Origin of the sequence: Actinokineospora cianjurensis, from assembly GCF_003663795.1 — a bacterium.
In the GTDB taxonomy this organism is placed as follows: domain Bacteria; phylum Actinomycetota; class Actinomycetes; order Mycobacteriales; family Pseudonocardiaceae; genus Actinokineospora; species Actinokineospora terrae.
Map to the genome: position 1 here is coordinate 223,351 of NZ_RCDD01000002.1, position 22,419 is coordinate 245,769.

General features: G+C 70.5%; 16 protein-coding genes and 1 tRNA gene. 9 read left to right on the forward strand and 8 right to left on the reverse strand.

Annotated elements, in window-relative coordinates; genetic code table 11:
- Position 1: 1 nt before the first annotated feature.
- On the reverse strand, positions 2-6,475 hold the full coding sequence (locus CLV68_RS15710; RefSeq protein ID WP_121391417.1) for a type I polyketide synthase: 6,474 nt from the start codon (positions 6,473-6,475) through the stop codon (positions 2-4).
- Between the two features lie 273 nt (positions 6,476-6,748).
- Here CLV68_RS15710 and CLV68_RS15715 point away from each other — a divergent pair, with 273 nt between their 5' ends.
- The 3 genes from CLV68_RS15715 to CLV68_RS15725 all read left to right on the forward strand — a co-directional run bounded on the left by CLV68_RS15715 (position 6,749) and on the right by CLV68_RS15725 (position 9,774).
- Positions 6,749-7,570 carry an SDR family oxidoreductase gene (locus CLV68_RS15715; protein ID WP_121391419.1) on the forward strand — a complete coding sequence of 274 codons (822 nt, stop codon included), beginning with the start codon at positions 6,749-6,751 and terminating at the stop codon, positions 7,568-7,570.
- Positions 7,571-7,574: 4 nt separating this feature from the next.
- Positions 7,575-8,582 (forward strand): aldo/keto reductase, encoded by a 1,008-nt coding sequence (locus CLV68_RS15720; RefSeq protein WP_121391421.1) that lies wholly within the window; start codon positions 7,575-7,577, stop codon positions 8,580-8,582.
- A 220-nt stretch (positions 8,583-8,802) separates the two neighbouring features.
- Positions 8,803-9,774, forward strand: a complete 972-nt coding sequence (locus tag CLV68_RS15725; protein ID WP_121391423.1) for a LysR family transcriptional regulator — start codon at positions 8,803-8,805, stop codon at positions 9,772-9,774.
- Positions 9,775-9,797: 23 nt separating this feature from the next.
- Here the strand turns inward: CLV68_RS15725 and CLV68_RS15730 are convergent, their stop codons facing one another.
- On the reverse strand, positions 9,798-11,144 hold the full coding sequence (locus tag CLV68_RS15730) for a M20/M25/M40 family metallo-hydrolase (protein WP_246009893.1): 1,347 nt from the start codon (positions 11,142-11,144) through the stop codon (positions 9,798-9,800).
- A gap of 104 nt (positions 11,145-11,248) precedes the next feature.
- Between CLV68_RS15730 and CLV68_RS15735 the strand changes: the two genes are divergently transcribed.
- A tRNA-Leu gene (locus tag CLV68_RS15735) sits at positions 11,249-11,332 on the forward strand.
- On the opposite strand, the gene CLV68_RS15740 is transcribed toward CLV68_RS15735, so the two are convergent.
- From CLV68_RS15740 to CLV68_RS15760, 5 genes are all read right to left on the reverse strand, one after another.
- Positions 11,314-13,059 (reverse strand): recombinase family protein, encoded by a 1,746-nt coding sequence (locus CLV68_RS15740; RefSeq protein WP_246009894.1) that lies wholly within the window; start codon positions 13,057-13,059, stop codon positions 11,314-11,316. The two genes, CLV68_RS15735 and CLV68_RS15740, sit on opposite strands and share 19 nt — an antisense overlap.
- A 212-nt stretch (positions 13,060-13,271) precedes the next feature.
- A complete protein-coding gene (locus CLV68_RS15745; protein WP_121391424.1) occupies positions 13,272-15,089 on the reverse strand; it encodes a DUF3631 domain-containing protein in 1,818 nt (605 codons plus the stop codon).
- Between the two features lie 107 nt (positions 15,090-15,196).
- Positions 15,197-15,400, reverse strand: a complete 204-nt coding sequence (locus tag CLV68_RS15750) for a hypothetical protein (protein ID WP_121391427.1) — start codon at positions 15,398-15,400, stop codon at positions 15,197-15,199.
- Between the two features lie 158 nt (positions 15,401-15,558).
- On the reverse strand, positions 15,559-16,266 hold the full coding sequence (locus CLV68_RS15755) for a creatininase family protein (RefSeq protein ID WP_121391428.1): 708 nt from the start codon (positions 16,264-16,266) through the stop codon (positions 15,559-15,561).
- 15 nt (positions 16,267-16,281) lie between these two features.
- Complete coding sequence (locus tag CLV68_RS15760; protein ID WP_483902890.1) at positions 16,282-17,577, reverse strand: helix-turn-helix domain-containing protein; 1,296 nt, start codon at positions 17,575-17,577, stop codon at positions 16,282-16,284.
- Between the two features lie 124 nt (positions 17,578-17,701).
- On the opposite strand from CLV68_RS15760, the gene CLV68_RS15765 reads away from it, so the two are divergent.
- From CLV68_RS15765 to CLV68_RS15785, 5 genes are read left to right on the forward strand one after another with little or no spacing between them, the layout of a single operon-like run.
- Positions 17,702-18,148, forward strand: coding sequence for a helix-turn-helix domain-containing protein (locus CLV68_RS15765; RefSeq protein WP_121391432.1), 447 nt, complete (start codon positions 17,702-17,704; stop codon positions 18,146-18,148).
- The gene (locus CLV68_RS15770; RefSeq protein WP_121391434.1) at positions 18,141-18,731 is read left to right on the forward strand and encodes a hypothetical protein; all 591 of its coding nucleotides are present in this window, start codon (positions 18,141-18,143) and stop codon (positions 18,729-18,731) included. Before CLV68_RS15765 ends, CLV68_RS15770 begins: the two co-directional genes overlap by 8 nt.
- Before the next feature lie 2 nt (positions 18,732-18,733).
- Positions 18,734-19,159 carry a hypothetical protein gene (locus tag CLV68_RS15775; RefSeq protein ID WP_121391436.1) on the forward strand — a complete coding sequence of 142 codons (426 nt, stop codon included), beginning with the start codon at positions 18,734-18,736 and terminating at the stop codon, positions 19,157-19,159.
- On the forward strand, positions 19,156-19,596 hold the full coding sequence (locus CLV68_RS15780) for a helix-turn-helix domain-containing protein (protein WP_211346563.1): 441 nt from the start codon (positions 19,156-19,158) through the stop codon (positions 19,594-19,596). The genes CLV68_RS15775 and CLV68_RS15780 overlap by 4 nt, the downstream gene beginning before the upstream one ends.
- A 13-nt stretch (positions 19,597-19,609) precedes the next feature.
- Positions 19,610-20,329, forward strand: a complete 720-nt coding sequence (locus CLV68_RS15785) for a Scr1 family TA system antitoxin-like transcriptional regulator (RefSeq protein ID WP_121391438.1) — start codon at positions 19,610-19,612, stop codon at positions 20,327-20,329.
- Between the two features lie 42 nt (positions 20,330-20,371).
- On the opposite strand, the gene CLV68_RS15790 is transcribed toward CLV68_RS15785, so the two are convergent.
- Positions 20,372-22,411, reverse strand: coding sequence for a hypothetical protein (locus CLV68_RS15790; RefSeq protein WP_147460013.1), 2,040 nt, complete (start codon positions 22,409-22,411; stop codon positions 20,372-20,374).
- Positions 22,412-22,419 lie beyond the last annotated feature (8 nt).

The following is a 22,419-nucleotide window of genomic DNA, read 5'->3' on the forward strand; positions in this document are numbered from 1 at the left end:
GTCACACCCACGCCGTGTACACGACCGCGCGGGAGCCGCCGTCGGCGAGTTCGCGCAGCAGGCAGTCGGTGGCCGCGTCCGGGTCGATCAGGCCGATGCCGCGCCGGTCGAGGTCGCGGGCCAGTTCGCCCGACACCATGCCGCCGTGCTCGCCGACCGGCGCCCACGGTCCCCAGTGGACGGTCAGGACCCGGCACCCGGTGTCGGTGGCGAACGCGGTGCCGAGGGTCTCCAGCGCGTCGTTGGCGGCGGCGTAGTCGACCTGGCCGCGGTTGCCGAACACGCCTGCCACGCTGCCGAACAACACGGTGACCGCCGGTCGGATCCCGGCCCCGGCCAGCCCGTCGAGCAGGGCCCGCGCCCCGTCGACCTTGGTGGCGAACACGCGCTGGAACGAGGCGTCGTCCTTCTCGAGCATGAGCCGGTCGTCGAGGACCCCGGCGGCGTGGACGACGCCGTCGAGCCTGCCGTGCCTGGTGTGGACATCCTTGACCAGGCTGCGCACCGCCGCGCCGTCGCGCACGTCGACCTGCCGGTACTCCACCCGGCCGCCCGCCGCGCGGACCTGGGCGACGGTCGAGGAGATCTCCCGCTGTGCCAGCAGGAGCCGGGCTGTGCGGTCGACGTCGGCGAGTGACCGGCCGTCGGCGGCGAGCGCGGCCCTGAGCCCTGTCTCGTCCAGGTTCGCGAACTCCGGCGGCGGCGCCGACTCCGGGGGCCACGGTGTGCGACCCGCGAGTTCCAGGTGGCACCCCGAGGCGGCGGCCAGCGCCGCGCTGCACCAGGCGGTGATCCCCCTGGCGCCGCCGATGACCAGGACGACAGAGTCCCGGTCGAAGCCGAGCGCGCCGCCCCCGGTCAGTTCCGCGGGCACGACGTCGAAGCCGAGCCGGTCACCGCGGGCGTACCGGACGACGGGCAGTTCGGCGTCATCGGACAGTTCGACGGCGAGGGCGTCCGCGAGCGCGGCGGGTGTGGTGTCCGGCGCGATCTCGACCAGCCGGACCAGCCGCTCCGGGTGTTCCTGGCACACCGCGCGGACCAGGCCGCGCAGCCCGGCCGCGTGCGCGGGTGCCTGGCCGTCCTCGTGCGGGGACACGACCAGGACGGTGCTCACCCCGGTGGCCACCGCGTCGCGCACGGCGGAGAACACCTGGGGCGCGACCGGTTCCTCGGCGGGGGTGAGCGGGGTGAGCAGGACCAGGGTGTCGGCGGGTTCGCCCGCTCCGGCACCGTCGGCGCCGTGGCCGGTCACCATGGCCAGCACGGCGTCCGCGTGCGCGGTGCCCGCCGGGTCGTGCGCCACGCGGACCAGCCTGCCGGTGAGGTCCGGGACCCCGCCGACCGGTGCCGCGGGGACGGTCCGCGCCAGGAACCGCCGCGGCCGCGTGCCCGCGACACCGCCGGTCGGGACCGGCTCGGGACCGGTGCCGACGCCCAGGCGTTCCCGCAACCAGTCGGCCATGCCCCGGGCGCTGCGCCTGCGGTGCAGTTCGTCGTGGACGGTGCCCTCGGCGCTGACCCCGAGCCGCGCGATCAGGGTCCCGGCGATCTCGGTGCGCTTGATGGAGTCGATGGACAGGTCGGCCTCCAGGTCGAGGTCGCCGTCGATCATCTCCGGCGGGTAGCCGGTGCGGGTGCTGATCACCTCGACCACGGCGGCCAGCACGTCGGTCGGCTGGTCGACCGGCACCTCGGCCGGGGGTTCCGGTTCGTCGACCACCGGCATCAGCACCACGACCGGCTCGGGGGCGGCGGGGGCGACGACCGGGACGGGCGCCGCTGCGGCGTGCCCGAGGTAGCCGAGCAGCACGTCGCGCTGGGCGGCGACGATCTCGCGGTTGGTCCGCAGGAACGCGGAGACGACCTCGTCGCGCGCGGTCTGCGGCGGGCCCGACGGGTGCGGTGACATGGAGGACCTCGTGATTCGTCTGGCGGGGACCAGCGCCCCGCGGGGGATGGTGCCGTCGGCCAGCCGGACCAACTGCCCGTCGACCGTCCACGGCGCGGCAGCCGACCGGGTCCCGGCCCGCCCGCGCACCAGCCAGTCGGTGTCGACCGGCACCCCGACGACGGCCAGTCGCGCGAGGGCGGTGAGCACGCCGCGCACCCCTGGCGCCCCGGGGTCGCACGCCACAGCGGTGTGCGACCGCCCACCGGCGCCCGCGGGGTCGGGGCCGAGGATCGCGTCGACGAGGCCGGTGAGGACCGATCCGGGGCCGATCTCGACGAAGGTCCTGGCACCCGCGGCGTACATGGCGCGGATCTGGTCGACGAAGCGGACCGGGGCGGCGACCTGGGCGGCCAGTTCCGCCCGGACGTCCGATGTGGACGTGTAGGCGGTGGCGGTCCGGTTGGCGTACACCGGGAGCCGGGGTGGCCGGATGTCCTCCGCCGCCAGTGCGGTGGCGAACAGTTGGGCCGCGGGTGCGACGACGGCGCTGTGGAAGGCGCAGGCGACCGGGACGCGCTTGGCCGACACCCCGGCGGCGCGCAGCCGGTCCACCGCGGCGAGCACCTGGTCGGTCGGCCCGGAGAGCACGACCTGCTCGGGCGCGTTGTGGTTGGCGACGACCACGTCGGTGTCGCCGAGCAGACCCGCGACCCGGTCGGCGTCCGCGCGCACCGCCGCCATCGCGCCGGGATCATCCCCGGCCGCGGTCATGATCGCGTCGGCCCGGCAGGCGCTGAGCCGCGCCAGCGTCACGCGGTCGAACGCCCCGGCCAGTGCCAGTGCGGGCAGTTCGCCGTAGCTGTGGCCGCCCAACAGGTCCGGCCGCACGCCGACGCGGTCGAGCAGGTCCGCCACGGCGACGGCCGCCATGCCCAGGGCCGGTTGCGCCACCCGGGTGTCGCGCAACGCCGCATCGTCGGCCACCACCGTGTCGGGGTGGAACGCGGCGGGTGGGAACACCGCGGCGGCGACCGCGGAGTCCAGGCCAGAGCGCAGGTCGGGGAAGGTGACGAACAGGTCGGCGAGCATGCCGGTGCGCTGGCTGCCCTGGCCGGGGACGAGGAACGCGATCTTGCCGGGGTCCACGTCCGGATCGGCGGTGAACAGCGCCCGGTGTGCCGTGCCGTCGAGGGCCGCGCGCAGCGCGTCGGCGAGTTCGTCGTGATCGCGCGCGACGACGGCGTGCCGGACAGGACCCGCGTCGGGCCAACCCGAGACGTCGGCAGCGAGGGCGACCAGCGTGTCCCCGCCGTGGGCGGCCGCGAGCAGGTCCCGGACCGCGTCGGTGGAGCGCAGCAGGAACAGCTCGGCGTCCCAGTCGCGCAGCGTGTGCCGTCCCAGGGGCGCGCCGGGGCCGGTGGTCAGCACGGCGTGGAAGTTCGTGCCGCCGAACCCGAACGCGCTGACCCCGGCCACCCGCTCGCCGCGGGGCGTGAGCCACGGCCGCGCGGTGGTGCCGAAGGTGAAGGGGCTCCCCGGGCCCCACGCGGCGATCGGCTCGGACAGGTGCAGCGTGGGCGGCAGGACGCCGTGCCACAGCGACAACGCGGCCTTGATCACCCCCGCGAGACCGGCGGCGCACTTGGTGTGCCCGACCTGGCTCTTGACCGACCCGAGCGCGCAACTGCCCGCTCGGGCGCCCGCCGCGGTGAAGAACTCGGTGAGGCTGGCCAGTTCGGTGCTGTCGCCGACGACCGTCCCGGTGCCGTGCGCCTCGACCATCCCCACGGCGGACGGGGAGATCCCGGCGGCCGCGTAGGCGCGCTCGAGCGCGCGCCGCTGGCCCTCGGGGCGGGGGGCGGTGAGGCCGAGCGACCGGCCGTCGCTGGAGGCGCCGACGCCGCGCACCACCGCGTACACCCGGTCACCGTCGCGTTCGGCGTCGGCGAGGCGTTTGAGGGCCACGCAGGCCACCCCCTCGCCGAGGGCGATCCCGTCGCCGTCGCGGGCGAAGGGCCTGCACCGGCCGGTCGGCGAGAGCGCGCCCGCCGAGGCGAACATCAGGTAGTCGTTGATGCCGTTGTGCAGGTCGACCGCGCCGCACAACACCATGTCGGCGCCGCCGTGCGCGAGGTCGCGGCAGGCCAGGTCCAGCGCGGCCAGCGACGACGCGCAGGCGGCGTCGACGGTGAAGTTGGCGCCGCCGAGGTCGAGCCGGTTGGCGACCCGACCGGAGATGACGTTGGTGAGGGTGCCGGGGAACGAGTCCTCGGTCAGGCTCGGCAACAGGTCCAGCAACTCCTCGGGCACCTCACCGAGCCACGACGGCAGCAGCGAGCGCACGACGGTCGCGTTCGCCAGGTCACCGCCCGCCTCGGCGCCGAAGATCACCCCGGTCCGCTCGCGGTCGAACCCCCGGTCGAGGTAGCCCGCGTCGGCCAGCGCCCGCCTGGCCACCTCCAGCGAGAGCAACTGCGCCGGGTCGATGCTGCCCATCGACGCGGGCGGGATGCCGAAGGACACCGGGTCGAACCCGACCTCGGGCAGGAACCCGCCCCACTTCGACGGTGTGGTGCCCGCTCCGCCACCGCCCGCGCGGAAGAACACCGACGGGTCCCAACGCCCCGGGGGCACCTCGGTGACCTCGTCGCGGCCGCGCAGGATGCCGGACCAGAACCCGTCGAGGTCGGCGGAGCCGGGGAACACGCAGGCCATGCCCACGATCGCCACGTCGACCGGTGCGGGCCGGACCCGGGGCGCGGTGCCAGCCGGGCGGCGGCCGCGCGACAACGCCGCGGCGCCGTCGGTGACCGCGTGGTGCAGGGTCGCGATGTCGGTGCGCTCGCCGCGCAGCACGGCGGCCTGGCCGACCATGTACATGCCGTCGGCGAACTGACCGTCCTCGTCGACGGCCACCAGGTCGGGGCCCTCGCGGCGCAGCCCCTTGCTGGCCACCCGCAGCCTGCCGACGTTGAGCGCCTCCAACGCCCGCCAGCGGTCGCGGGCCACGACGCCGCGCGCGGTGAGGTCCTCGGCGGCGGCCTCGAACTGGGTGACGAACGGCGTGGGCAGGCACCGGGTCTCGTGGCCGGGCGCGGTGCGGACGGTGACGGTGCGCACGGCGGACATGACCTCGCGCTGGTACCGGTCGGTGATCGCACCGTGCCGCACGGCCTCCTCGGTGAACAGGTACGCCGTGCCCATCACCACCCCGACCCCGACGCCGCGCCCGGCTTGCGGTGCCGCCATCGCCGCGACGGCCGCCGCGGACACCTCGTCGTGCACGCCGCCGGCGAACAGGACCTGCACGCCGTCGACGTCGGGCCGCTCGGCGAGCACGCCCAACTGGGCCTCCCACAGGGAGAAGCTGGTGCGCGGACCGATGTGGCCGCCGCACTCGGCGCCCTCGAAGACGAACCGGCGGGCACCCTGGTCGAGGTACTGGGCGAGCAGGGTCGGCGACGGCACGTGCAGGTAGGTCGCCACGCCCTCGGCCTCCAGGGCGGCGGCCTGCGCCGGGGTCCCGCCCGCGATGAGGACGCTGCGGGGGCGCACGGCGCGGATCGCCGCCAGTTGCGCGGCGCGCAGGTCGTCGGGGACGAAGCCGAGGATGCCCGCGCCCCACGGGCGGTCACCGAGCAGGTCGGCGGTGCGGCGCAGCATGTCCTCGGTGCGGGGGCCGTCCGCGAGGGCCACCGCCACGTACGGCATGGCACCCTGCTCGGCCACGGCCAGCGCGAAACCCGGCTGGTCGCTGACCCGGGTCATCGGGCCCTGGGCGATGGCGTGCCGCACGCCGAGGGTGCGGCGCACCGGCGCGCCCTGGGGTCGGGGATCGGCACCCGCCTCGGCGTCGACCATGGCCCGGACCAGCGCTGTCGCGGACGGGTAGCGCCGTGCCACCGTCGCGGCCAGGTGCGCGTCCTCGCCGAGCGGCAGGTCCGTGCCGCGCAGGAGTCGCCGCCCCGCGTGGGGCCCGGTGTCGGTGCCGTCGGCGGCGGCCAGCCGGGACCGCAGCGCGGCGGGCAGGTCGGACTCGGGGAACAGGCCGAGTTGGCTGTCGAGCACGACACCGGCCGCGCCCGCGGCGACGGCGCCGAGCGCGGTGTGCGGGCCGATGCCGCCGCGCACCCAGACCGGGGCGCCGAGCCGCAGGAGCCGTTGCAGCAGCACGAACGAGGACAGCTCGCCGACCGCCCCCGCTGCCTCGCTGCCGACGGCGACGACCCCCAGCGCGCCCGCGTCGAGGGCGGCCCGGGCCTGCTCGACCCCGGTGACCTCGACCAGGCACGGCAGGTGTGCGGCGGTCCCGCGGATCGGCGCGTCCGGCCCGAGCAGGGCCAGTTCCACGCCGTGCGCGGCCAGGTCGGCCGGGGTCAACGGGCAGTCGGCGCCCACCCAGGCGCCGACCCGGTCGGTCAGCGCCCCCGCGCGGGCCAGGACGGCGGCCGCGTCGGCACCGAGTTCGAGGACCCCCAGCCCACCGCCACGGCTCACCGCGGCGGCCAGCCTGGGGTCGGGCAGGCCGAGCGGGCCGCGGCCCAGCACGCGCCACCGGGCACCGACCTGCGCCTGGGACATCGTTCCTCCTGATTCTCCGGTCGGGCACGACCCGACCCGTTGCCAATTCGGGAAATGTGAACGCTCCCTCGGCTCCTCGGCCGACAATGCCCGCGCCCGGCCGGGGCCGCCAGATTCCAAGAATGGGTTTGAGTGCCGCTTGAGCGAGATTTCAGCGGCCCGACCCGGCCCTCGGGACCGTGTTAGCGTCGATCGATCGGAACGCATTCCGCGGCGGCTTTCGCGCCCGGCGGACCCGACATCGCCGCAGGTGCGGCGCGAGGGGGGACAACCATGGAGTTGACCGGCCGGGTGGCCGTGCTCACCGGTGCGGGCCACGGGATGGGCGCGGCGATGGCCGCCCGGTTCGCCGCGGCGGGCGCGCGCGGGATCGTGGTGTCCGACGTCGACGGCCGGGCCGCGAACGCCGTGGCCGCGGCGATCACCGCCGCGGGTGGGCGGGCGGTCGCCAGACGCGCCGACGCCGCGTCGCGCTCCGACCTGCGCGCACTGGTCGAGGTGGCGCTGACCGAGTACGGACGGCTGGATGTGTTCTGCAGCAACGCGGGTGTGGCGTTCGGCACCGGCGTGCACGCCTCCGACGAGCACTGGCGGCGTTCGTTCGACCTCAACGTCCTGCAGCACGTCTACGCCGCGCAGGCCGCGTTGCCGACGATGCTGGCCGCCCGCGACGGCTACCTGGTGATCACGGCATCCAGCGCGGGTTTGCTGACCCTGCCGGGTGACGCGCCCTACTCGGTCACCAAGCACGCGGCGGTGGCGCTGGCGGAGTGGCTGGCGGTGACCTACCGCACGCGCGGGATCCGGGTCAGCGCGTTGTGCCCACTCGGTGTGCGCACGCCATTCCTGGTCGACGGTGTGCGCGCGAACCACCCGGCGGCGAACGCGGTGGTGGCCATGGGTCCGTTGATCGAACCGGACGAGGTGGCCGAGGCGGTGGTCGCGGCGATGGCCGAGGAGGCGTTGCTGATCCTGCCGCACGCCGACGCGGGCGACGCGTACGCGCGCAAGGCGGCGGACCCCGACGGATGGCTGCGCGAGACGGTGGCGGGGTTGCCATCGGTGCGTTCCGCCGCGCCGAACGGGGGGCGATGACGCCGTGCGGTACCGGAACCTGGGGGCCAGCGGCCTGGTGGTGAGCGAGATCGGGTTCGGCAACTGGCTCACCCACGACACCCGCGACGTCGCGCAGGAGTGCGTGCGCACCGCGGTGCGGGAGGGGGTGACGCTGTTCAACACGGCCGCGGCCTGGGGGCGTGGCGCCGCGGAGGAGTCGCTGGCTCGCGGGCTGGTGGGAACGCCACGCGACGACGTGGTGATCAGCACGGGGGTCCACTGGCCGCGGGAGAACGGCCAGGCACCGGGCGGGTTGAGCCGCAAGAGCCTCTTCGCGTCCCTGCACGGGTCGTTGCGCAGGCTCGACACCGACCACGTCGACCTGTTCCACCTGCTGCGTTTCGACTACCAGACCCCGCTGGAGGAGACGTTCGTCGCGCTGTCGGACCTGGTGCGGCAGGGGAAGGTGCACTACGTCGCGACCTCTGAGTGGACCGCGGCCCAGATCCAGGAAGCGGCCGGGTTGGCCGAGCGGCACCGGGTCCCGCTGGTGGGCAACCAGCCGCAGTACTCGATGCTGTGGCGGGTCCCGGAATCGCAGGTGATCCCGGCCTGCGAACGGCTGGGGATCGGGCAGTTGGCGGCGGTGTCGCTGGCCCAGGGCGTGCTCGCGGGCCGCTACGCCGACGGGGTGTTCCCGGCCGGTTCCCGTGCCGCGGGCGGGGAACTGTCGCGCGCGCTGGTCTGGCCGCTGCTGCACCACGACCTGCTCACCCGGATCGAGCCGCTGCGCGGGATCGCCGCCGCGTGCGGGCTGACCATGGCGCAGCTCGCGCTGGCGTGGGTGCTGCAGAACCCGCTGGTGGCCACCGTGGTGGTGGGGGCGTCGCGGCCGGAGCAGGTGCGGGAGAACGCGGGCGCCGCCGGGGTGGCGCTCGACCTCGACGTGCTCGGCCAGATCGATCAGCTATTGGGAAGTTTCGTGCAAACAGACCCAAGGCTGACATTCACGCCACCGCAATACCGCGCCACCGACCCGCTGCCGCTATAGCAGGCGGCTATGTAAAAGTGGGATAGACCATTGTGCGGCGACCGGCCCTATAGTGGACCGGCGGTCCGACCGACCGCTATTTCTTCGGTGAGCGGTGAATCCGCCGCCCCGCGCCTGCGGCGGGGTGCGCGCTGGCGGAGGCGGCCGTTCCTGCCAGGGGTGCGCCGTGCCGACCGGACCTCGGCGGGTGGCGTCCCTGCCCTGCGGACGGAGACAACACATGGAGGTCGAGATCCGCCACCTGCGCGTGATCGTGGCCATCGCCGAGTCCGGCAGCCTCAACCGCGCCTCGAAGGTCCTCGGGCTGTCCCAACCCGGGCTGACCAGCCAGTTGCAGCGGATAGAGCACAGCCTGGGCGGACAGCTGTTCTTCCGCGCCGAGGGGGGCTCGAGCCCCACCCCGTTCGGCCACAACGTGCTCACCGAGGCCCGCGCCGTGCTGCGCGGCCTGCAGGGCATCCGCAGCCGGGCCGAGTCCCAGGCCAGGCACCGCACCGCGCCGCCGACCAGGGTGGGCGGCAACGCCGGGTTCGTGCACCTGGCGCTGAGCCGCTGGCTGGTGGGCCGGGCGTGGGTGCCCGGCGTGCGGCTCACCGAGGAGACCGACCCGCGCGCCAGCATCGAGATGGTCACCAACGGCGCGCTGGACCTGGCGGTCGTCTACGAGTGGCCCGGCTTCAGCCACCGCCTCGACGACAGCGTCCGCGCCCAGGTCGTCGTCCGCGACGAACCGGTCCTGGTCATGCTCTCCCCCACCCACCCCCTGGCCGCCGAGCACACCCTGCGCCTGGACACCCTCGCCGAGTACCCGTGGGTCGACGAACCGCCGCAGATGAGCCAGTGGCCGGTGTACCTCAGCCAGACCAGCCACCGCTTCGGGGTGAGCATGGACCAGCAGCACGAGGTCCTCTTCGCCCCCACCGCCCACGACCTGGTGGCCACCAGGGCCGCCCTCGCCCCCGCCCTCATCACCGGCCGCGACGTCGCGGGCAGCATCACCCTGCGCCCGCTGACCGACAACCCCCTCCGCCAGCGCCTGCGGGTCGTCTACCGCCCCGACACCCTGGTGGGCGCGCACATCGAGGAGATCACCGCCGAGGTCATCACCCTGTACCACGACCACGGCGCCCGCAACGCGCACTTCCGCGCCTGGTGGGCGGCGGAGGGCAGGCACACCACCCCGACCTTCTGACCGCCACCCGCCGCGGCCACGGGTCAACTGCTGCGCAGGAACCGGTCCAGCACCCGGGTGCCGAACTTCAGCGCGTCCACCGGCACCCGCTCGTCCACCCCGTGGAACAGCGCCGAGAAGTCCAGGTCCGCGGGCAGGCGCAACGGTGCGAAGCCGAAGCAGCGGATGCCCAGTGACTGGAAGGACTTGGCATCGGTGCCGCCGGAGAGCATGTACGGCAGCGTCACCGCGCCCGGGTCCTCGGCGATGATGGACGCGGTCATGGCGTCGACCAGGGCGCCGTCGAAGGTGGTCTCGACCGAGGGCAGGTTGGTGACGTACTCGCGCTCGATGTCCGGGCCGAGGATCTCGTCGAGTTCCCGCTCGAACGCCTCCCGCCGCCCCGGCAGCACCCTGCAGTCGACCACGGCCTCGGCGACCGACGGGATCACGTTGGCCTTGTACCCGGCGTTGAGCATGGTCGGGTTGGCCGTGTCCCGCAGCGTGGCGCCGACCATGCGCGCGACGGCGCCGAGCTTGGCCACCGACCCGTCCAGGTCGGCCTCGTCGAACTCCATGCCGGTGAGCTCGGTGACCGCGGCGAAGAACTCCTTCACCGAGTCGGTCAGCACGACCGGGAACTTGTGCGTCCCCAACCGGGCGACGGCCTGGGTGAGCTTGGTGACGGCGTTGTCCTCGTGCACCATCGACCCGTGCCCGGCCCGCCCCCTGGCCCGCAGCCGCAGCCAGGCGATGCCCTTCTCGGCGGTCTCGATCATGTACGCCCGGACCCCGTCCTTGACGGTGATCGAGAACCCGCCCACCTCGCTGATGGCCTCGGTCGCCCCCTCGAACAGGTCGGCCCGGTTCTCCACCAGCCACTGCGCCCCGTACTCGCCCCCGGCCTCCTCGTCGGCCAGGAACGCGAAGATCAGGTCCCGCGGCGGCACGATCCCGTCCCGCTTGAACCGCCGCGCGGTCGCCAGGGTCATCCCCAGCATGTCCTTCATGTCGACCGCGCCACGACCCCACACGTAGTCGTCCTGCACCGCCCCCGAGAACGGGTGCACCGACCACTCCGCCGGATCAGCGGGCACCACGTCCAAGTGCCCGTGCACCAACAACGCCCCCCGCGACGGATCCGCCCCCGCCAACCGCGCGATGACGTTGCCCCGCCCCTTGCCCCCCGACTCCACGTAGGTGGTCTCGTACCCCACCTCAGCGAGCTTCTCGGCCACGTACTCCGCCGCCGCCCGCTCCCCCACCACGGTCGCCGGATCCCCGGTGTTGGTCGTATCGATCCGAATCAACTCACTGGTAAGCGCGACCGCCTCCTCCTCAGCCACCAACGTGTCATGGGACTCGGCCAACGCGCTCTTCTGCTCACTCACCCCGCCTTCCTACCACTCCCCGCCACCGGTGACAGCCCCGGTTTGGGACCATCCCACAGCATCGGATAAGGTATGCCCACACCACGCGGGGCCAGCCCCCGCGAGTCCGGGTGGCGGAATGGCAGACGCGCTAGCTTGAGGTGCTAGTGCCCTTAACGGGCGTGGGGGTTCAAGTCCCCCCTCGGACACGCACACTATTCACCCGCAGAGCGGCCGTCATCTCGACGGCCGCTTCGTCGTTGAAGTACCTGATCTCCAGGCCCATCGCGTCGTACAGGGCGGCCAGGTTGGCCGGGTCGGCGTTGTCCACCATGGCTTGGACGTCGCCGAGTGAGTCGATCATGGCGTAGATCTCCGCCGCGCTGACCGTGCCCGGCTCTGGTGCTTCCCCTAGCTCCGCCTGTGCGGCGAACTTCTCGGCTTGAGCCTGGTTCATCGCGTCGACCAGCGCGGCGGGGTCGATCCCGGCGCCGATGGCCTCCTGGTAGCGCCGCAACCGCCCCTCGGCGTCCCTGAGCCGCTTCCGCGCGGCCTCGTGATCGGCCGCACCGGTTGCCGTGCCTTGCGCTTCCAGGAGGGCTTGTACGGTGGCGTCGACCCGCGCGGGGTGCAGGACTTCCATCAGCCACTCGTTGACGATCTTCTGCAACGGCTCCTCACGCAGGTACACCGTGGGCGGATGACTGGCCAACGCCGGTGAGCCGGGCGCCAGGGTGCGGGCCGGGCAGCGGTAGTACATGCCGTGCTTGCGCGGGCTGCCTTCCATCTTCCGCGTGCACACCGCACAGCGAAGATGCCCCCGGAACAGGTAGGTCCGCTTCGTCGGGCGTTCGGCGCGTTCATTCCTAGCGGTGGCCCGTAGTCCGCCTGCGCCCTTGCCGCGCCTGCGCAACTGCACCTCGGTAAACACCTCCACGGGCACGATCACCGGGTGCGCCTGCTCCCGAGAGCGCACCACCTTGTCCGCGTCCGCGCGCTTGAACCGCACCACATGCCCAGCACCCACATCGTCGGGGTCGAGCAGCATCTCCCGCCGAGTCCACCGACCGAAGAACGCATAACCGGTGTAGCGCGGATTCTCCAGAATCGACCGGACCGTTGTCGCCTGCCAGCCATCGGCGATCCGGTGCCGGTTCTGCTCTGGCCGCGCTGCCGACGGGCACGGGATGGCTTCCCGGTTGAGGGCGTTGGCGATGGCCCGGTCGCCCTTGCCGTTGAGGTAGTCGGCGAAGATCCGTTCCACCACCTCAGCCGCCGACTCATCCAGCGCCAGCACCCGCAGCCGGAACCCCTCGGCTGCCTTCCTCGGGTTCGGGTGAGGACCCGCGTCCACCACCCGATACCCGTAGGGCGCCCGGCCGCCTTGGTGGCGGCCCTCGTTGACCACCTGCGCGTCCATCGCCGCTCGGACCCGCGCCTGGACGTGCTGCCGCTCGGACTCGCTCATCCCGCCCAACACGCTCATCAGCATCTTGTGCGACGGGTTCCGCGAGTCATACTTGCCCCCAAGCTCCGGCACCCACAGGTCCACCCCGTACGCCTCGAACCGAGGTGCGATCAGCGAGAACTGGTTGCCGAACCAGCACCGGGTGCCCTCACCAACCACCACACCGGTCCAGGTGCGGCGCGGGTCCTTCAACGCCGCCAGCAATCGCGATGCCTCGTCCCTGCGCTCCCAGGGCACCGATCGGGACTGGCCGATGTCGAAGAAGCCCGCCACCAGCCGCCCACCGAGCGGTCCGACGAACTTCTCGGCGTTGCCGCGTTGCCAGCCGTGGGAGGTATCGGGGTCCTGGTTGTCTTCGGTGGAGCACCGGCCATAGAAGGCCAAGTCCCCAACACCGTCGTCCACAGGTCCGGCGTCGACCTCGACCCCGAACAGCTCGTCGAACCGTGACCACGGGCTAGCACTCATGCTGGCCCCCCTCTCCGGATCTCCCATGCTGGTGTAGTCGACGAGAATCGCAAGCAGAATCCGGTAGGCCCTCCCGTTGAGCACAGGAGGTTCACCCGGACGACGCACCGTGAGCCCGTATCGGGACACAGTCAGCATTCGGGGCTCTACCTGCCTACCGCCCAGGTCAGCGCCACCATGGCGGGGTCTACCTGCCTCTACCCGGGTAGACCTCACCGGCCGCCCCTGTACTGCTCCCACGCGTCCCGCAGCGCGGTGCGGCGGTACCCGTTGCGGTTGCGGCTCCCGATCTTCACCTGACCTGGCCGCACCTCCAACGGCACCAACACCGCCGCCAGATCCTCAGCAGTCCACACCCGGTACCGCTCATCCAGCGTCCCCAGCCGAGACAACAGCGTGTCGGTCCACAAGCGATCATCTGTGCCGAACGCGGTCAACACATCCACCACAGCCGCACGGTCCACTGTGTCCACCTCGACCAACGGCACAGGCAGGCTGTCCACGTCGACGCGCGGCAACCCCCGAGCAGCACGGTGCGAGCCGTTCAGCCGAGCCCGCGCGGCCGGGACAGGCCGGATCTTGTTCAGGATCGGGTCTCGTGCCCCGGCAGCGTGGACGTAGCAGACCCCGGCATCCTCGGGAGCCTCACCGGTCGCGGGGTTGAGCCGGTCCGGCCGCCACCCCTCCGCGATCATGTTCGCCCCGAGCACCAGCCGCACATCCGCGTGACGGCACGCGTGCATGATCTTCAGCGCCGCGATCTCCGCCACCGCGGCCCCGAGCGCGTCCGACGTGGCCTCACTCGCCGCCAACACCAACGTCACCCGCGCCTTGCGGCCGATCCGGATCAGGTCGATGGCCAGTGCTTTCGCCTGATCCGACAAGCGCGGGTACTCGTCGCAGAACACCACCACCGCCGGACGCTCCGGAGAGGCGTCCCACGCGTCACCCATGCCCAACCGCGTGAGCAGCTTCGGCCGGACCTGCGCCATCGCCACCGCGTCGGACAACGCCCGCTCTATCCCGGCCTGGTCCCGCTCGGTGCGTGCGACCCCGCCCCCAAGCACCTCCAGCCCGTTCCCCGCCGGGTCCAAGTCCCACACCACCGCATCCGCACAGGCCGACACAGCGTCGGCCAGCGTCCGCAGAGTCTGCGACTTGCCCGCACCCGGCCCACCGATCACCACCGCGTGCACGCCGTAGAGCGACAACCGCAGGTCATCGCCACTCATCCGCGACCCGACCACGTGCGCGTCCTTGATCGACAACGACCCGGGCGCATGATCCGGCGCAACGGGCACGCCAGCGAACGGGTCCCGCTCCGCCAACCGCAACACCACCCGCGCCCGACGCCCTCGATCCGGCGCGGCTAGAACCCCACCCGACGGCAGGTCCAGCGTGGTTTCCAACTCCGCCACCTTGGCCACCAGACCAGCCGGAGTCCCGCGCTTGAGCACCACCGCCGCTTCCCAGCCCCACGGTGTCCGCCTGGTGCTCTCCACCCCACGCAGCTCGATCCCCTCAGCCGCCACCGCCCGCGCAACACAGTCCGCCGCCTGGCCTCTGGTGTGGGCGTCCGCGATCGGGAACGGCTCCAACGGTCCCCGTTCCGGCCCAGCCTCAGCGCCTGCCCGCGCTGGCACCCGCGTGCGTCCGACCAGCGCCAGCACGGTGACCACCACCAGTCCGGCCGACCAGGACGCCCACGTCCCGTACTGCCTCGCCAGCACGGCCACGCCACCTGTCAGCCCAGCGATCAAGCCCGTGACCAGCCACAACCGGCGGTAAGCGGCGCGCCGCCAGGCATCCCGAGCCCGCTTGACCCGGTGCGCACGAGCCCCTTCAACCTCCAACTCCCGCACCAGCGGCCCGTACTCCCGATAGGCCAGCAGGTAGCGCCCCACGCACCCGGCCAACCACAGGCCGCCGACCACCGCGAGCCACAGCACCCGCAGCAACCACGGCACCCCGCGCACGACCAACCGCCGCAAGCCCCGCACCGACCCGCGCCACAGCAAGCGCGGTGCCACATGCAGCACCCAGCCCCGGGCATCCCGAGCCCACGACAGCACGGCGCGGCCCACGATGGCCGGATAAGCCAGAGACGGCCAGTACGCCACCTACTTGCGCCCGGCCTTCATAGGCCACTGTCCGCGTAGTAGGTCGACGCCTGCTCAACCTCGCCCGCATTCGCCCGGGCGATCTCGGCAACCCGGGCCGTTTCCTGCGCGATCTGCCGGTACAGCCAGGCACCGCGACTGGTGCCCGCGAAATACTCCAACTCCTCACCCAGGTAACCCAGGTGGAAGAGTCGGCACTGAAGATCTTCCCAGCGTCCCATGGTTCAAGGCCCATCTACTCGGTTTCGAACCGGCGTATTCGCCAGCCCGTAGAACCGAGTAAACGGCGCCACCAACCACAGCAGGACTTATGTCGCGCATTATGTGTATGCGCGCGAGGTCTCCCTTATCGCGCATACGACCTATGCGCGACGCGCATTCAATCGTTCAACGCATCCAAGAGTTCACGAAAAGACTCCGTCAACGAGTCGAGCACCAGGGCACCCTTTGCGGCTGTCGCCCGGGACGGGTAGCCGATGATCCCGGACTTCGTGTAGCCCGCCATGCCGGTCAGGTGCAGGTGCGGACGAACCGGGGCGTCGTGGTCCGCATCGGCGTAGCCCTCGCGCACCAGCTCGGGGTGGGCGTGAAGCAGGATCGACGTCTCCCACTCGCCGCCGTGCATGTCCTTCTCCGCGCTGCTCTCCATCCTCGCAGCCGTCCGAGCAGCGGAGACATCGTGCTTGCCGGGGAACAGCGCCACCGACGGACCGCCCACGTTCGCCTCCTGGGCGATGTTCGACAGCACGTAGTTGCCGCCATGCCCGTTCACCAGCACCAGCCGAGTGATCCCCAGTCCGGCGAGTGACGCCCGCACGTCGTCGATGACCGCGATCAACGTGCTGGCCCTGATGCTCACAGTTCCAGCGAATCCCGTGTGCTCATGAGAACAGGACATCGTGATTGGCGGCAACCTGAACAGGTCGTAGGCTTCAGCGAGTCGCGCCGCTATCACCTCGGCTACAACCGTGTCCGTGGCCAGCGGCAAATGCCCGCCATGCTGCTCGAAACTCCCCACCGCGAGAATCGCCACCCGCGCGTCCCGCTGCGCCTCTTCGGTGGACGTTGCCGCGGTAATCATGCGCACCCTCAATCGCAGACTCTAAGACCCCAACGACTTTACCAGCCGCCGAACTTGGTACGCCTCTTCGTCCGCGCCAGCCGACTCCAACGCCGCCGGAATCCGCCGCAACTGCGTCACGATCCGGTGCGAACGTGTCTCCATCGCGATCCCGGTCGAGCTGCGCGCCACCTGCACAGCGTGGTCGGCCTGGGCCTCGACCGCGTGCGCCATCGCCAACCGCGCCAGACACAGCCCCAGGTCACGCCGAAACTCCGCCTGCCACCCAGCCAACCCCTGCCGGAGCGAGTCGATCGCCTCGTGCGGACGCCCCAACTCCACCCAGCACTGGGCCGCTTCCATCTCCAGGTACTCCGGCGTGCAGTAGTGCCCTAGATCCATCTCCGAGTCACCCGGCCGCTCAGCCAGCCGAAACGCCGCCTCCAACACCCGCGCGCACGCCGCGGCGTCGCCCTTCTGCGCGTACACGTGCGCCTGCTGCCGCAGCGCTAGCGCCCGCAACCGCGCAGACAGCCGGTTGGACTGCGACAATGCCGCGTTGGCCAACTTCAACGCCAGGTCATGCCTGCCCGCGTCCGTCGCGATGTTGCTCCGCCGCATGAGGATGTAAGAGGCCAACTCGTCGTCCTCGGCCTCCTGCGCGAAGTCCAACGCCTCGCCTGACACCTGCATCGCCGTGGCCAGCGTCCCGGTGTCCTGATAGATCCACCCCGCGAACTCCGCGTACCGGGCACCCACCCGCAGCAACTGCACGCGATCCTTGCCACGCGCCTTACGCAACAGCTCCTCGATGAACCTCAACTGCTGTGGCGCAACCTGAATCAGAGAATGCGGCCCCGCAAGATTGTCCGTGCTGGCGTAGTGGTCCAACGTCTTCAACAACGAATCCGCGATCGCCGAACCAGTGTTGATACTCGCGGCCGGGACCAACGGCCCACCTGGCAGCGCCAGCACCTCATCCGCGCGCGGAAGGGGAATCGCATCGGGTTCTTCGGGCAACGAGAACCACAGAAGATCCGACGGCATCTTGAGCGCCCGAGCGTAGTGAACCAACTTCTCCAAGGTGTCCACTTTGTTACGCCCAGACTCAATGCGACTGAGCTGCGATTGAGTCACCGTGCCAAGCCACCGACTCACCGTCTCCTGCGGCAACGCCTTGTGGCCATGCGCCGGGTGGTAGCGGTAGGTGCGCACCACCACGCCCATGTCCCGCGTCGCGAACGCGTCGCGCATCTGGTCAGTGGTCCAGAACTCCATGCCCAGGTCCGGCGCGTGGTCGGTCCCGATGCCGCTGACCTGCCGACAAGGCGCGCACATGCTCACGCGGGTGTCCCGCGCCAGCCTGCCGCCGCACCTCATGCAGTACCGGCCAGACATCGACTCTCCCAACCCACTGCGGTGAACTCAACGCCACTCTAGACCGGGCACATCCGTTATATGCGTGGCGCGCATAAAGATCATGCCATCGGGGTGCAGCAACCAAGTCGGCCGGTTCATACCTTCACATCAGTTCCCGTTGACAACCCCCGAACAGGTCCTGATGCGACACCACAACAACGCGCTACGCGACTATCGCCTCGCGTTTGCACTCACTCTAACGGAGTATCGAACTGCGGCTGGGGCCACTTTCCGCGAGCTTTCCGAGATCTCACGGATACCCGAGCAGACCTTGCGCGCCTACGAGAAGGGCACGCACCACCCGGGCCTCTCTCGGATCCTGGCCCTCGCTCCCACCCTCGCCACGCAACCGGCCGCACTCCTGGTCGCCGTCGCAGACCGCGTCCACCGTGCGAACGGCCACCTGCCGGACCCCTCCCACCAGGCGGTGCATGCCCTACTGCTCCACGGCGGGCTTGCGCTCCACGAACTCGGGAGCTTCGATGCCTGACCTTGTCGTCCCGCACGTCACCAAGTGGAGCACCGAGCACACACCTCTGTCCAAGGTGACCCGTCATCGCTCCGGCCGCGGCATCGCCTACGTAGACGAGACCATTGGCGACCGCGACAGCCAGGGCGTCCTGTGGGCTCGGGCCAACTTGGCCCCGCAGGTCGGCCGCCCGTTGTTCGGGCAGGTCCACCCGCTACGCCAGCGCCGCGCGATGCGTCGCCTGCTGTGCCAGGTGTGTGGCGGGCTTGCCGACCGCACGGACGACGGCGTGCTGTGGCTACTCCCCGACCACCGCGACGACTGGTCCGGATGGCCGGAAGACATGTTCGCCACCGAACCGCCCATCTGCCGCCCCTGCGTAGACGTGTCCACCCGGCTGTGTCCGGCGTTGCGGCGCAGTCACGTCCTGTTCCGCTCCCACGTCCACGAGATCGCGGGTGTCCGTGGGCCTCGATACCGACCAGGCAAACGCGGCGTGGTCGAAGACGGTCTAGTCCTGGTGCCCTACGGCGATCCGCTCATCCCGTGGACCCTGGCCCACGACCTCGCCCGCGAACTCCGCGCCTGCGTGATCGTGGACTAGCCATGCCCCCGCGCGGACGCGAGACGTTGATCGTGCGGCACGGGCCGGTCTACGACCACTTCGCCCACCGCTGGTGCCTCAAAGGCGAACTCCTCGACGGCACCCAGGCGACCACGATCATCGACCTCGCCCCGGACCGACACACCGCGCGAATCCACCCCGCCGCCATCCCCACCTACAGCCTCACTCTCATCCCCACGGACATAGCCCGCCTCGCCACCGTCTGCCGAACACCCAGTACCGCGGCATTCACCAGCGCGAGTACGTCCCTCACCGTCACCCACACCACCGACTGCATCGTCATGGCCAGCGCCACCACCTCCCACGCCCTGACCATCACTTACCGACACAACACCGCCGCAGCCCTCGCCGTCATCACAGCGGAACTACAGGACATGTTGCCCCGCCCCCATGCGGTCGCCTCGTGAACCGGAACTGGCAGGCCGTAGGCGCGGTCATCACCAAACGCCTTCGTGACCTGCGCATCACCCAAGCCGAACTCGCCAAACGAGCCTGCGTCTCCAAAGCCATCGTCCGCGAGATCCAACACAACACCATCCAACGCCGCCGCAGCGCCAGAACCCTAGAAGCCCTCTCCATCGCCCTCGAACTGCCACCGATCTACCTAGCCACCGTCCTCACCGGCGGCCCACTCCCCACCATCGAACCCCTAACCGACCCCGACAACACCCTCGGCGAACGCCTCGACGCCGTAGAACAGATCCTCGCCACCCTCGTCCTACGCCTGGACCAACTACTCACCCCACGTCGCCCCATCGCCCATCCACAAAGGCCACCCCATGCCCACCAACCCCCGCGGCCCCAGCCCCGCCAACACACTCCGCACCTGGATCCTCGGCCGTGAAATCCACCGAATCATGCAAGCCGCCAACCACACCAACACCACCCTCGCCGCCACCCTCGGCTGGGACCGCTCCAAACTCTCCCGCCTCACCGGCGGCCAACGCCGCGTCCCACTTCCCGACCTGGTCCACCTACTCGTCACCTGCGGCCACACATCCAAAGCCGACCGCGACCAGCTCCTAGCCCTCGCCACCCATCACCGCGTCCCTCACCACTGGCAAAACCACCTCAACACCGACCTCTACGCCACCACCCAGACCGACCTAGAACACGACTCCATCGCCATCACCTACTACGCCCCCACCGCACTCCCCGACATCCTCCACACCCCCGAACACCACCACGCCCACCTCACCGCGTCACCTCTGGTCCCCACCCAGACCATCCTCACCCGCCCCAACCCACCCAAGATCACCATCATCCTGGGCACCCCTGCCCTCCACGCCCTAGCCGCCAACCCCGACCGGCTCCGCCACCTCGCCGCTACAGGCCGCCGCCCGCACATCAGCCTCCGACTAACCACAGACCTGTCCACCGGCCCGTTCACCCTCCTGCACACCCACGTCTGCGGAAAGGTCCTACACCTACCCCTACACACCTCAAGTCTCTACACCGAGCACCCCGCCACCCTCCGCGCCTACGACGCCATCACGACCCATCTACTCCACAACACCACCGGCCCAACCCCCATCCTCAACCGCCTTATCGCCGTCCACGAACGCATCCCCGCCTGATGTCCACACCACCATCGGCCACGCGCTGACAAGCCTGGCCAACTATTGCGGTTGTGACGATTCCCGTAACCACGGATTCTCGATCGGAGTATTTGATCGCCAAGCCCAGTCGAGTTGGATCGATGCCTCCCTGACTTCGTGCTCGGCACGAATGGCAGATAGCCGTTCGCGGCACACTGAGAGCGTGGCGGCGAAGCTATCCAGGTAAACCCGGACCTGCTCCGGCAGCAGCGAGGCGGCAGCCATGGCGCCACGGGCAAGGTGTCGTAACGCCGCAGAAAGCTCGGCTAGGGCCGCAGGCTCGGCAGACCCCCGCGGCAGCAGTCGATCTCGCTCGCCGATCGCCTGGGACGAAGCCAGCCCGATCACCGACCTGACGATCCTGTCAGGTGCGAGCCCGTGATTGAACAGGGCGCCCGCGTACAGAACCGGCTCGATGGCATACACATGTCCTGACGGGCTTGCGTCGTGTTCGGACTCAGCCAGGCTGCGGGCGGTGGCGAGAGTGGTGGCGTCGAGCAGCAGATCAAACCGGTCAGGTGAGGTGAGTACCCAGTCGTCGATGTGCGGCACAACCCAGTCGGCTTCATATACTCCGACGAGGTAATCACGCAGAGTGGCAGCGGTCAGGTGGGGTACGTCGATGTAGATAGTGCGGCCATGCCGGCGCGCGCGGGTCGCCTCGATACCATGCGAGCCAAGGATCTCAAGCAGGCGGCCATCCCACACCGAGTGGTCGTTAAGTGGCGGTCGGTAGTGGTGCGGGTTGCCCGCCTGATTGAGCGCTACCGATATCCCGGCGTGCAGCCCAGTGCAAGTGCTATGTGCCTGCAAGGTCATATAAATCAAGTCTTGTGGTGTGACCGCCCTGCCATCAAGCACCATGCACTGGTGCTCGGCATCCCACTCCATGCGGGAGTGGGCGACAGCATTGCGTAGATGGGTATCGATGCACGATACGAGCACCGCGCACGCCATGCTGCCGCGATGGGCAGCTAGCCGGATACGCAGCGGATGTAGCGTCGCTTTCTCGGGAACCTCTTCCCCAAGCAGAGCCAACACTGTCACTGCCGCCCGTCGAACATCGCCCTCCATCATCGCTAGGTAGACATTGGCCGCTGGATCAGCGGCGTCTTCGAGGTATTGAGCCGCATTCACCGCAGCGATAGCCTTGATGACCCGAGTATGGGTGAAGTGCATTTCGCTCTGCCGTTCAACAGACTCGGTGATCACGTCTAGACAGCGGTCGGCGTCGGCGGCCAATGCAGCCAAGACCAGATCACGAGCCGCGACTGCGGCGACGTGAGCCCGGAACGGGTGTTCCCGCAGTAGCAGCCCGGTCAGGTGCAGCCGGACCTCAAACGTTAGTGGCATCGAGTAAGCCAGCAGGTGCGGCAGCATCACTCGCAGACGACCGTCAAGAACGTCGGATTGTCGCGTCCAAGCAGCAGATACCCTGGCCGCTGAAGTCAGACCGTCACCGGCATCGCTCACCGAACCAGGCAGCCCTAACGCCGTCTCCAGCAGCAGTTCCTGTTCCTGAGGCATATTGGCGGCCGCCGACCGCAATTCATCGATCAGAGCGTCCCGTGTCGCTGTGTAACTCAGGACTTCGCGCCAACGCTGTTCCGGCAGCCCCTCCGCCACCACATCCACAACATCGCGCACGAATCCATACATCGTCTCTTCTAGTCGATCGACGGTCGCCGCCGTACCCGCTAAGTGTTCGGGCGGGGCAAACCACCCCACCACCTCGAACGTTGTCGCGACCAGGCGACAGACCTCTGCCACTTGATCCAATGCGCCAAAGACGCGGCGACCCAGGTCAGCCATGTCTGAGGATGTCGCTGCGCCGATGAGCTCTACGACTGCGGTATCCAGATCCTGGAGTCCAGTAGTCAGGTGGCTGTCTTCGAGGATGGCCCACCACTGCCGTGTGATCACTCTGACCGTGCGGGGATGGCGCACCGACACCACCGACACGTGACCGCGACGCCGCAACCAACCCCGGGCACATCCCGTCACCGCGCCACGTTGCCTCAGTGATAGTCCCATGACGCTGTCCACGGTTTCCTCTAGCATCGTTCCAT

What these genes read in the sequence shown, in the direction of transcription:
- CLV68_RS15710 (WP_121391417.1), bottom strand. Translation starts at nt 6,475, where the DNA reads ATGTCCCAGGCGCAGGTCGGTGCCCGGTGGCGCGTGCTGGGCCGCGGC.
- CLV68_RS15715 (WP_121391419.1), top strand. Translation starts at nt 6,749, where the DNA reads ATGGAGTTGACCGGCCGGGTGGCCGTGCTCACCGGTGCGGGCCACGGG.
- CLV68_RS15725 (WP_121391423.1), top strand. Translation starts at nt 8,803, where the DNA reads ATGGAGGTCGAGATCCGCCACCTGCGCGTGATCGTGGCCATCGCCGAG.
- CLV68_RS15740 (WP_246009894.1), bottom strand. Translation starts at nt 13,059, where the DNA reads ATGAGTGCTAGCCCGTGGTCACGGTTCGACGAGCTGTTCGGGGTCGAG.
- CLV68_RS15750 (WP_121391427.1), bottom strand. Translation starts at nt 15,400, where the DNA reads ATGGGACGCTGGGAAGATCTTCAGTGCCGACTCTTCCACCTGGGTTAC.
- CLV68_RS15760 (WP_483902890.1), bottom strand. Translation starts at nt 17,577, where the DNA reads ATGTGCGCGCCTTGTCGGCAGGTCAGCGGCATCGGGACCGACCACGCG.
- CLV68_RS15770 (WP_121391434.1), top strand. Translation starts at nt 18,141, where the DNA reads ATGCCTGACCTTGTCGTCCCGCACGTCACCAAGTGGAGCACCGAGCAC.
- CLV68_RS15775 (WP_121391436.1), top strand. Translation starts at nt 18,734, where the DNA reads ATGCCCCCGCGCGGACGCGAGACGTTGATCGTGCGGCACGGGCCGGTC.
- CLV68_RS15785 (WP_121391438.1), top strand. Translation starts at nt 19,610, where the DNA reads ATGCAAGCCGCCAACCACACCAACACCACCCTCGCCGCCACCCTCGGC.
- CLV68_RS15790 (WP_147460013.1), bottom strand. Translation starts at nt 22,411, where the DNA reads ATGCTAGAGGAAACCGTGGACAGCGTCATGGGACTATCACTGAGGCAA.